At 73.0% G+C, this 10331-nt stretch carries 9 protein-coding genes; 3 read left to right on the plus strand and 6 right to left on the minus strand.

Annotated features, from left to right (window positions below; all coding sequences use genetic code 11):
• Positions 1 to 39: 39 nt before the first annotated feature.
• From ACFVHI_RS32810 to ACFVHI_RS32820, 3 genes are all read left to right on the plus strand, one after another.
• Positions 40 to 3144: an amino acid adenylation domain-containing protein gene (locus tag ACFVHI_RS32810; protein WP_380345426.1), complete on the plus strand. Its 3105-nt coding sequence runs from the start codon at positions 40 to 42 to the stop codon at positions 3142 to 3144.
• Positions 3141 to 4379, plus strand: coding sequence for a cytochrome P450 (locus ACFVHI_RS32815; protein WP_380345428.1), 1239 nt, complete (start codon positions 3141 to 3143; stop codon positions 4377 to 4379). The genes ACFVHI_RS32810 and ACFVHI_RS32815 overlap by 4 nt, the downstream gene beginning before the upstream one ends.
• A 147-nt stretch (positions 4380 to 4526) precedes the next feature.
• Positions 4527 to 5816: a cytochrome P450 gene (locus ACFVHI_RS32820; RefSeq protein ID WP_380345430.1), complete on the plus strand. Its 1290-nt coding sequence runs from the start codon at positions 4527 to 4529 to the stop codon at positions 5814 to 5816.
• Between the two features lie 133 nt (positions 5817 to 5949).
• Here ACFVHI_RS32820 and ACFVHI_RS32825 read toward each other — a convergent pair whose 3' ends face one another.
• The 6 genes from ACFVHI_RS32825 to ACFVHI_RS32850 form a co-directional block, all read right to left on the minus strand.
• Positions 5950 to 6390, minus strand: a complete 441-nt coding sequence (locus tag ACFVHI_RS32825) for an SRPBCC family protein (protein WP_380345432.1) — start codon at positions 6388 to 6390, stop codon at positions 5950 to 5952.
• Between the two features lie 30 nt (positions 6391 to 6420).
• Positions 6421 to 7431, minus strand: coding sequence for an aldo/keto reductase (locus ACFVHI_RS32830; protein ID WP_380345434.1), 1011 nt, complete (start codon positions 7429 to 7431; stop codon positions 6421 to 6423).
• Positions 7432 to 7542: 111 nt separating this feature from the next.
• Entirely contained in the window at positions 7543 to 7899 is a 357-nt protein-coding gene (locus ACFVHI_RS32835; RefSeq protein ID WP_380345436.1) for a hypothetical protein, read from the minus strand.
• A gap of 99 nt (positions 7900 to 7998) precedes the next feature.
• Entirely contained in the window at positions 7999 to 8829 is an 831-nt protein-coding gene (locus tag ACFVHI_RS32840; RefSeq protein WP_380345438.1) for an aldo/keto reductase, read from the minus strand.
• A 154-nt stretch (positions 8830 to 8983) separates the two neighbouring features.
• Positions 8984 to 9403 (minus strand): heme-binding protein, encoded by a 420-nt coding sequence (locus tag ACFVHI_RS32845; protein ID WP_380345440.1) that lies wholly within the window; start codon positions 9401 to 9403, stop codon positions 8984 to 8986.
• Positions 9404 to 9471: 68 nt separating this feature from the next.
• A partial coding sequence (locus ACFVHI_RS32850) for an MFS transporter (RefSeq protein ID WP_380345442.1) occupies positions 9472 to 10331 on the minus strand: 860 nt, incomplete at its 5' end.

Raw genomic sequence — 10331 nt, forward strand, 5'->3', positions numbered from 1 at the left:
CGCGCGCGGTCCGTGTGCGGCAGAGAGCGTGACGTCCCGATGAACACCCGAGCAACGACGCATCAGGAGGCGGCCGAGCACGCCGCGGCGGTGCCGTATCCACGCGATCGCTGCCTCCACGAGCTGTTCGACGCCCGGGCGGTGCACCGCCCGCGGGCCATCGCCTCCGTACAGCACGGCCGCGGCATCAGCTACGGCGAACTCAAGCTCCGCTCCGACGCGGTGGCGGCCCGGCTGCACGACTCCGGCGTGCGGTACGGCGACACGGTCGGGGTGTGCGGGGCCCGCTCTCCGGAGGCGCTGGTCGCGTTCCTGGGCATCCTCAAGACCGGTGCGGCCTACGTCCCGCTCGACGACGCCTCACCACCCGCGCGTCTGCAGGCGATGGCCGAGGACGCGGGGGTGCACACCGTCGTCACGCTGCCCGGCAGCTCCCGCCGCATCCGGCGCGTGCGTTCCCGCATCGACCTGGGTGGCCTGGCTCCGAGCGCCCCGGCCACCCCGACCGACCCGGCCGCGGTGCCGCAGGCCCGGGTGCTCCCCGCGGACTGCGCCTACGTGATGTTCACCTCCGGCTCGACCGGCCGCCCCAAACCCGTGGCGATCCCGCACCGCGGCATCGTCCGGCTGGCCGCCTCCGACCTGGTCCGGCAGCGGCCGCGGCCCGGTGAGCGGGTGCTGCACGCCTACGGCCTCTCCTCGGACGCCTCCACGATCGAGATCTGGCCCGCGCTGCTCGCCGGCGCCTGCATCGTGATCGCCGACCAGGAGGAACTGCTGTCGCCGACCGCCCTGGAATCGCTGCTGCTCTCCGAGCGGGTCAGCATCGCCTACCTGACCACCGGGGTGTTCCACCACATCGCGCGCACCAGGCCCTCGGCGCTGCGGTCCCTGCGGTTCGCCTCGGCCGGAGGCGAGGCGATGGACGCGGAGCTGGCCCGCGCGATACTGGCGGCCTGCCCGGACACCACCGTGGTCAACTTCTACGGCCCGACCGAGAACAGCGTGGTGTCCACCGCACACGCGCTGCACGACCTGCCTCCCGAGGCGACGGCCGTGCCGATCGGCCTCCCCCTGGAGAACTCCACCTGTCACGTGCTGCGCCCGGACGGCACGCTCGCCGACACCGGTGAGGAGGGCGAGCTCCTCGTCGGCGGGGACGGGCTCGCCCTGGGGTACCTCGGCGACCCCGGGCTGACCGCCGAGCGCTTCGTCGACGACCTCGTCGAGCCCGGTACGCGCCTCTACCGCACCGGTGACCGCGTGGTCCGGCACCCGGACGGCGTACTGGAGTACCGGGCCCGGGTGGACCGGCAGATCAAACTGCGCGGGCACCGCATCGAGCCGGACGAGGTGGAGGCGCGGCTGCGCGCGGACGACGCGGTGGGCGAGGCCGTCGTCGAACGGGAGGGCGACGCCCTGATCGGGTACGTGACCCCGGCCCGCCCCGGCCAGGCACTGACCTTGGACCGCATCCGCAGCGCTCTCGCCACCTGGCTGCCCGCGGCCGCGGTGCCCGCGCGGCTGGTGGAACTCGCGCGGTTCCCGGTGACGGCCGGGGGCAAGGTCGACCGCGCCCGGCTGCGCAGGCTGACGGCGACCGAGGAGGCTGCCGTCCCGGCGGCGGTGAACGGCACCGCGTTCGGCCCGCAGGACACGGTGGCCCGGATCTGGCAGGTGGTGCTGGGTGTGCACCCGGCGCCGGGCGACAGCTTCTTCGACATCGGCGGCGACTCCCTGCTGGCAGCCGAGGCCGTCACCCGTGCGCTGGCCGCCTTCGGCCTCGACGCCCGGCACGGCCGCACCCTCGTCCACAGCCTGCTGCGCTCCCCGACACTGGAGGACTTCACCGCCGCCGTCGTCGCCGTCCAGGGCCCGCCCGGCAGGGTGAACGCCGACGCGGGCCCGGTGGACTTCCGCGCCGAGGCACGGCTGGGCTTCACCCTCCCGCAACCGCGCGGGCCGGAGCCGGACTGGCACCACCCCGCGGAGGTGCTGCTCACCGGCGCCTCCGGCTTCGTCGGCGCCTTCCTCCTGGACGCGCTGCTGCGCCGCACCGACGCCCGGGTGTGCTGCCCGGTGCGAAGCCGGGCCCCCGCCCACGCCAGGCAGAAGGTGATGCGCAACCTCGCCCGCTTCGGCCTCGCCACCCCCGAAGCCGCCGACCGCATCGTGTGCCTCCCCGCCGACCTCGCCGAACCCGGCCTCGGACTGGAACCGGGCCGCGCCGACGAACTCGCCGACACCGTCGACCTGGTGATCCACTCGGCCGCGCAGGTCAACTTCATCTATCCGTACGACGCGCTGCGCCGCACCAACGTGGAAGGCACCAGGGAGCTCATCCGACTGGCCGCCGGGCGCCGGGTGCCGGTGCACTTCCTCTCCACCATCGCGGTGCTCGCCGGCTTCGGAACCGCCGGCGTACGGCACATCGACGAGGACCTGCCGCTCGACCACGCCGACGGGCTCACCATGGGCTACGCCGAGAGCAAGTGGGTCGCCGAGGAGGTGCTGCGCGACGCCGCGGACCAGGACCAGGGCCTGCCGGTGGCGGTCTACCGTCCGTACGAGATCACCGGCGACCGGCACACCGGCGCGTGCAACACCGACACCGCGATCTGCTCGCTGTTCAAGACCATCAGCGAGACCGGGCTCGCCCCCGACATCCGGCTGCCGCTGGACTTCGTCCCGGTGGACTTCCTCTCCGACGCCCTGGTGCACATCGCCACCACCCACCGCGCCACCCGCCGGACCTACCACATGACCAACCCCCGCGCCGCGAGCCTGTGCGACATGCTCGACCGGATGGACAGGGCCGGCCACCGGATCTCCCGGCTCCCCTACGAGGAGTGGGTGGGCGAGCTCGTCCGCCACGTCGCGCAGCACCCCACAAGCCCCACGGCCCCGTTCGTCTCGCTGTGCGTGGACCGCTGCAAGCAGGCCGACATGTCCGTCAAGGAGATGTACTTCGAGGGCACCTTCCCCACCGTCGGGCGGGCCAACGTCGAGCACGACCTGGCCACCTCGGGCCTGCACTGCCCTCCCGTCGACGCGGAGCTGCTGGACCGCTACCTGGAGTACTTCTACACCACCGGTTACCTCGAACGCCCCTGCCCCCGCCACCCGGAAGAGGCGCGGGCATGAGCGCACGGCCGCCCAGTGCGCGGGGGGCCGGCGCCGAGCCGGACGTCCTGGACTTCCCGCTCCCGCCGCCGGGCACCATGGGGCCGCCCGAGGAGTCCGCGCGGCTGCGCGAGACCTGCCCCCTGGCCAGGGTCAGGCTGCCGATGGACGCGACCGCCTGGTACGCCACCCGGCACGAGGACGTCCGGATGCTCTTCGCGGACCCCCGGCTGATCAGGCCGACCATCAACGACTGGCCGCCGCGTCCCGGTCAACCCGCGGACGACGGGCCGCGCCTGGTCACGATCGCCGAACTCGACGGCCCCCGGCACGCGGCCCTGCGCCGGGCGCTGGCCGAGCCGTTCAGCTCCCGGGCCGTGCGCGACCACCTGCCGCGCATCCGCGGGCTGGCCGGGCGACTGCTGCGGGCGTTCGAGGACAACGGCCCGCCCGGCGACCTGGTCGCCGGCTTCACCGACCCCTTCCCCCTGCTCGTGCTCTGCGACCTGGTGGGCATCCCCTTCGAGGACCGGGACCGGTTCCTCCCGGTGCTGGACGCGGCCCTCGGCGGCATGGTGACCTCGCAGGAGGGGCGCCGGGTCACCGGTCTGCTGCGCGAGTACGTCGCCGCACTGATCGCCCGGAAGCGGGACCGGCCCGGCGACGACGTCCTGACCCGGCTGGTCCGCCGGTGCGACGACGGCGAGCTGACCCACGACGACGTGATGGCCTTCGGGCTGTCCATGCTCACCGTCGGCTTCGGCATCAGCAGCTTCTTCCTGGCCGACACCGCGCACACCCTGCTCGACCGGCCGGGCCTGTGGGCCCGCCTGCGCGACGACCGGGAGCTGATGCCCGGCGCGGTGGAGGAGTTCCTGCGCTACATGCCGGTGATGAACGGCACCGTGATCCTCCTGGCGACCGAGGACATCGAACTGCACGGGCGGACGATCCGCGAGGGCGACGCCGTCATTCCCGTACCGGCCTGCGCCAACCGCGACGAGCGGGTGTTCGCCGACGCCGACCGGCTCGACCTGGAGCGGGCCGGCGCGACCACGGGCCGCGGGGGCCACCTCGCCTTCGGACGAGGAGCCCACAACTGCCTCGGCGCCCACCTGGCCCGCGCCGAACTGACCGCGGGAGTCGAGGCGTTGTTCGACCACTTCCCGCGGCTGCGCCTCGCCGAAGGACAGGAACCCGCCTGGGACGACGAATCCGTGACCAAGTCACCGCTGACCCTCCCGGTCAGCTGGTGAGACCCGACCGGCCACCTCGCACGCGATCATCTCGTACGCGACCACCTCACACCCGGCCACCTCACACGCGATCACCTCACACCCGGCCACCTCGTACGCGACCACCTCACACCCGGCCACCTCGTACGCGACCAGGGAGCACCGCCAGTGAGCAGCTCACCGCCACAACCCGCCGCCGACCCGCCCGCCATCGACCTGCCCCTGCCGCCGCCGGGCACCATGGGCCCGCCCACGCAGTACGGGTGGCTGCGCCGGGAGTGCCCGCTCGCGGAGGTCCGGCTGCCGATCGGCGCCACCGCCTGGTACGCCACCCGCTACGAGGACGTCCGGGCCCTGATCGCGGACCCCCGGCTGATCCGGCCGACCATCAACGACTGGCCGCCCCGACCTGACCGGGCCGCCGACGACGAGCCGGGCCTGATCACGATGATGGAACTGAACGGCCCCCGCCACGAGGCCCTGCGCCGCGCTCTGGCCGAACCGTTCAGCGTCCGTTCCGTCCGGCGCCGGCTGCCGCGACTGCGCCGGTCGGCCGATGGGCTGCTGGACGACTTCACGGCCGCCGGGCAGCCCGGCGACCTGGTCGGCGGCTTCCTGGAGCCCTTCCCGCTACTGGCCATGTGCGAGCTGGTGGGCATCCCCTACGAGGACCGCGAGTACTTCCTGCCCAGGGCGGACTCCGCCCTCGGGGCGATGGTCACCCTGGACGAGGGCCGCGAGGTCACCTCCGAACTGCGCGAATACATCGCGTCACTGCTCGACCGCAAGCGGCGCGAGCCCGCCGACGACGTCCTCACCGGGCTGGTCCACGCGTGCGGGCCCGGCACCCTGGACAGGGAAAGCGTGGTGACCTTCGGACTCTCGATGCTGGTCGCCGGCTACCGCACGAGCACCATGTTCCTGGCCGACGCCGTGGTGGCCCTGCTGACCGCGCCCGACCGGTACGCCCGGCTCCGCGACGACCGCGGCCTCCTACCCGGCGCGGTGGAGGAACTCCTGCGGTACATACCGGTCATGAACGGCGTCGTGGTCCTCCAGGCCGTCGAGGACATCGAGTTGCACAACCGCAGGATCCGCGCGGGCGACGCCGTTCTGCCCGTCCTCGCCTCGGCCAACCGCGACGAACGGGTGTTCACCGACGCCGACCGGCTCGACCTGTGCCGGGCGGACAACCCGCACCTCACCTTCGGCCGGGGTGCGCACAACTGCATCGGCGCGCACCTGGCCCGGGCCCAGATGGCCGTGGGACTGGAAGCCCTGCTCGACCGCTTCCCGCGACTGCGCCTCGCCGAAGGACAGGAACCCGCCTGGGACGACGAATCCCCGAGCAAGTCACCGCTCACCCTCCCCGTCAGCTGGCACGCCACCACCGCCGCCGCTCAAGGGGTCGGCGATCCACCGGAACGACCACGAAGCCACCGGCCCCCGCCGCCGTGAGGACACCGCCGAGTGTTGCGCTCACCGCCGCGCGCCGGGAGGAAGAGCCCTCCTGCCGGGCCGGCAGAGACCTTGGACGACCGCTCCGCGAGGAGCGCGCGTACGGAGTGCGCTGGGAAGGCGGCCCGGGGCGTCAGGAAGGCGTCAAGGACGGGCGGGCCGCGGCGGTGGCGTGGAGGGCGGCGAGGCCGTCGCGGTAGATGGTGGTGAAGAGGGCCACGGCCTCGTCCTCGGTGGCGCCGTCGGGGTTGAAGCGGCCGGACCACTGGACCTCGGCGGCGTTCTCCTGGCCGGGGACGGCGTGGACGCGGATCGTGGAGACGTAGCCGTTGACGGGGAACGGGGCTTCCAGGATGGCGTAGCTGTAGTGGCGCTCGGCCTCGTTGAAGGCGACGAGGCGCTCGATGATGATCCCGCCCTCGGGGTTGCGCAGGCGGCGGACGCGGCCGCCTTCGAGGGCGGTGCTCTCGGGAATGTACGGGAGCCAGTCGGGGAGGGAGTCGAAGCCGCCGATGAGGTTCCACACCTTGTCGGGGGAGGCGGGGACGATGCGGCTGACGGAGGTGGAGGCCATGATCGGATTTCCTGACGGGTCGGGGGTGGTTCAGGCGCCGTACGGCAGCGGGGCGGCCGGGCTGACGAGTTCGGCGGAGCGCAGCTCCTGCCAGAACGCGGCGGGGACGGTCTCGTTGAGCGCCGCCTGGTCCTCGGCGATGCGGCTGGGCTTGGTGGCGCCGGCGACGACCGCGGCGGTGACCGGGTGGGCGAGGGAGAACTGCAGGGCGGCGGCCTTGATGCTCACGCCGTGCTCCGCGGCGAGGTCCTTGAGCCGGGTGACGCGCTCGACGATGTGCGCAGGGGCTTCCTGGTACTCGAAGTGGGTGCCGCCGGCGAGGATGCCGGAGCTGTAGGGGCCGCCGACGACCATGCCGACGCCCTGCTCCTGTGCCATCGGCAGCAGGCGCTGGAGGGCGTGCTCGTGGTCGAGGAGGGTGTAGCGGCCGGCGAGGAGGAAGCCGTCCGGGCGGGGCTCGTCGAGGGACAGGGTGAGCTCGATCGGCTCGGTCTTGTTGACGCCGAGGCCCCAGGCCCCGATGACGCCCTCGTCGCGCAGACGGGACAGGACTCGGAAGGCGCCGGTGCGGGCCTCCTCGAACTTGGCCAGCCACTGGTCGCCGTGGAAGTCCTGGGCGATGTCGTGGACCCAGACGATGTCCAGGCGGTCGGTGCGCAGGCGCTTGAGGCTGTCCTCGATGGAGCGCTCGGTGGCCTCGGCGGTCCAGACGTGCAGCATCCTGTTGGGGTTGCCGTGCTCGAACAGGCCACCCTTCTCGCCGAGTTCGCGGGCGCCCTCCTCCAGTTCCGCGAGGATGACGCGGCCGACCTTGGTGGAGAGTACGTACTCGTCGCGGGGCTTGGTGGAGAGGATCTCGCCGAGGCGTTCCTCGGCGAGGCCGGCGCCGTAGAAGGGGGCGGTGTCGTAGTAGCGGACGCCGTGCTGCCAGGCGGCCTCGACGGTGGCGGCGGCCTCCTGGTCGGGGATCGCGCGGAACATGTTGCCGAGCGGGGCGGTGCCGTAGCCGAGCTTGCCGGGGAGGAGTTCCTTGAGGGACATGGTGGTGCCTTTTCGAAACGGAGGGTGCGGGGCGCAAGGGGTCACGCAATAGATGTGAGCGCACCTTGCGTGCGTTAACAATAATTGCAGACGCGCGGTAATGCAAGGGCCCTACGCGCCGGATGCGGGGAAGCGCGGCAGGACGTACTCCGCGAGCTCCTGCAGCAGTTCCTCCACCGGCCGGTCGTTGGGCCGCAGATTGAAGGAGACGTGCGAGACCCCGAACAGCGCCATGGTCTCCAGGTGCTCGATCAGGGCGTTGCGGCCGGTGCTGAGGCCGAGCCGGTCGGCGAGCCGGGCGAGGCGCGCGTGGTCGGCGAGGTCCGGGACGCCGTGGGGGCGGCCGGCCGTACGGTCGGTGGCCTGCCGGGACGGGCCCCAGTCGTTGTCGAGGGGCAGTTCCAGGCCGAGGGTGAGCCGGCCCTCGCCGGGGGCGAGGCGGGCGAGGGCGGGGTGACGGGGTGCCATGGGTGAATCGGTCCTCAGAGCGGGGGGAACGGGCGAAGCCCGCTGCGGGCCGGCCGGGAAGGGCCGGCCCGCAGCGGGCTTCCGGGGGTGCGGGGTCGGTCAGTTGAACTGGTCCGGGTGCGGGCCGGTCCGCAGGTCGCGGTCGGTGGCGGCGATGGCGGCCATGTCCTCGTCGGTCAGCTGGAAGTCGAAGACGTCCAGGTTCTGGCGGATGCGCGCCGGGGTGACGGACTTCGGGATGACGATGTTGCCGAGCTGGAGGTGCCAGCGCAGGACCACCTGGGCGGCGGACTTGCCGGTGCGGGCGGCGATCGCGGTGATCGCCGGGTCGTCCAGGACGGCGCCCTGGGCGAGCGGGCTCCACGCCTCGGTGGCGATGCCGTGCTCGGTATGGAAGGCGCGCAGCTCGGCCTGCTGGAGGCCGGGGTGCAGCTCGACCTGGTTCACGGCGGGCACCAACCGGCTTTCGTCCAGCAGGCGCTGAAGGTGGGCGGGCTGGAAGTTGGAGACGCCCGCGGCGCGGATGCGGCCCTCGGAGGCGAGGCGCTCGACGGCGCGCCAGGAGTCCAGGTAGAGGTCGCGGGCCGGGGTGGGCCAGTGGATCAGGTACAGGTCGAGGTACTCGAGGCCGAGCTTGGCGAGGCCGGCGTCGAAGGCGCGCAGGGTGGCGTCGTAGCCCTGGTCGGCGTTCCACAGCTTGGTGGTGACGAACAGGTCCTCGCGCGGCAGGCCGGAGGCGGCCAGGGCGCGGCCGACGCCGGTCTCGTTGCCGTAGATCGCGGCGGTGTCGATGCTGCGGTAGCCGGCCTCCAGGGCGGAGGTGACGGCGGCGGTGGTCTCGGCGTCGGGGACCTGGAAGACGCCGAAGCCGAGCTGGGGGATCTCGACGCCGTTGTTGAGCTTCACGGTGGGGACGGTGGGGTTGTTCATGGTGCGTGCTTCCATTCAGCGGGGGAGGTCGGTGAGGGTGTGGCGGACGGTCTGGGCGCTGATGAGTCCTCGGTGTGGTTCCCGGCGCTGTGGTCGAGGCCCCCGGTGCCCAGGCGTCGCCCGTGGTCGGTGAAGACCTCCTGGGGCGTGCGGGTCACCGGGCGAGTTCGGTCAGCGCGGCGGTGGCGAAGGAGTGGTCCTGCTCCGGGGCGCCGCCGCCGAGGCCGATGGCGCCGACGAGCTTGCCGTCGCGGTGGATCGGGACGCCACCGGCGATGAAGAGGAGCGGCCGGTCGAGCGCGGTGGCCAGGGTGTGGAACGGCCCGTCCGGCTTGACGAGGTCGACCAGGTCGGCGGTGGGGGCGCCCAGTTGGAGGGCGGTGTACGCCTTGCGGGTGCTGGTCTCCCCGGAGATCAGCACGGCGCTGTCGTCGCGGAGGAAGGCGAGCAGGTGACCGCCCGCGTCCAGGACGGTGACGCTGACCGCGACCCCGGCCGCCTGGGCGGCGCGGCGGGCGGCGGCGACGAGGGTCTCGGCGTCGGCGGTGGTCAGCGGGGTGAGGGTGGTGCTCATGGTGGCGCTACTCCTGGAAGGAACGGGGAGAGGGGAACTGGGGAGGGGGGAACTGGGGAGGGGAACGGTCAGTGGTGGACGGGGACGGGAGCGGCGGTGACGGCGCCCTCCCGTACGGGGGTGCGGCGCTCCAGGACGGCGGACCAGACGGCCAGCAGGAGCGCGGCTCCGGCGAGCAGCGCGCCGACCCAGTTCGGGGCGGTGTAGCCGAGGCCGGCCGCGATCACCTGGCCGCCGAGCCAGGCGGCGAGGGCGTTGCCGAGGTTGAAGGCGCCGATGTTGACGGCGGAGGCCAGGGTGGGCGCGCCGTGCGCCTGGTCGAGGACCCGCTTCTGCAGTGGCGGGACGGTGGCGAAGCCGAGCGCCCCGACGAGCAGGATGGAGACTGCGGCGAGGATCTTGTTGTGCGCGGTGAGGGTGAACAGGGCCAGCACGACGGCGAGTCCGCCGAGGGAGGCGTAGAGCATCGGCATCAGCTTGCGGTCGGCGAACCTGCCGCCGAGCAGGTTGCCGAGGAACATCCCGACACCGAACAGGACCAGCAGCCAGGTGACGGCGCCGTCCGAGTATCCGGCGACGTGGGTCATCATCGGCGCGATGTAGGTGATCGCCGCGAAGACACCGCCGAAGCCGAGGACGGTCATCGCCATGGCGAGCAGGACCTGCGGGTTTCGGAACGCCGTGAGCTCGCGGCGCAGGTGGGCGCCCTCGGGGCGGGGCAGGGCGGGGACGAGCTTGGCGATGCCGAGCAGGCCGACCACGCCGAGCGCGGCGACGCCGGCGAAGGTGACGCGCCAGCCGACGGCCTGGCCGATGAAGGTGCCCAGCGGCACGCCGACGATGTTGGCGACGGTGAGGCCGGTGAACATCGTGGCGATGGCGCCGGCCTTCCTGTCGGGGGCCACGAGGTCGGCGGCGACCACCGAGC

This window comes from Kitasatospora sp. NPDC127121 (assembly GCF_042677305.1).
Taxonomy (GTDB): domain Bacteria; phylum Actinomycetota; class Actinomycetes; order Streptomycetales; family Streptomycetaceae; genus Kitasatospora.

What these genes read in the sequence shown, in the direction of transcription:
- ACFVHI_RS32815 (WP_380345428.1), top strand. Translation starts at nt 3,141, where the DNA reads ATGAGCGCACGGCCGCCCAGTGCGCGGGGGGCCGGCGCCGAGCCGGAC.
- ACFVHI_RS32825 (WP_380345432.1), bottom strand. Translation starts at nt 6,390, where the DNA reads ATGGCCTCCACCTCCGTCAGCCGCATCGTCCCCGCCTCCCCCGACAAG.
- ACFVHI_RS32840 (WP_380345438.1), bottom strand. Translation starts at nt 8,829, where the DNA reads ATGAACAACCCCACCGTCCCCACCGTGAAGCTCAACAACGGCGTCGAG.
- ACFVHI_RS32830 (WP_380345434.1), bottom strand. Translation starts at nt 7,431, where the DNA reads ATGTCCCTCAAGGAACTCCTCCCCGGCAAGCTCGGCTACGGCACCGCC.
- ACFVHI_RS32810 (WP_380345426.1), top strand. Translation starts at nt 40, where the DNA reads ATGAACACCCGAGCAACGACGCATCAGGAGGCGGCCGAGCACGCCGCG.
- ACFVHI_RS32845 (WP_380345440.1), bottom strand. Translation starts at nt 9,403, where the DNA reads ATGAGCACCACCCTCACCCCGCTGACCACCGCCGACGCCGAGACCCTC.
- ACFVHI_RS32835 (WP_380345436.1), bottom strand. Translation starts at nt 7,899, where the DNA reads ATGGCACCCCGTCACCCCGCCCTCGCCCGCCTCGCCCCCGGCGAGGGC.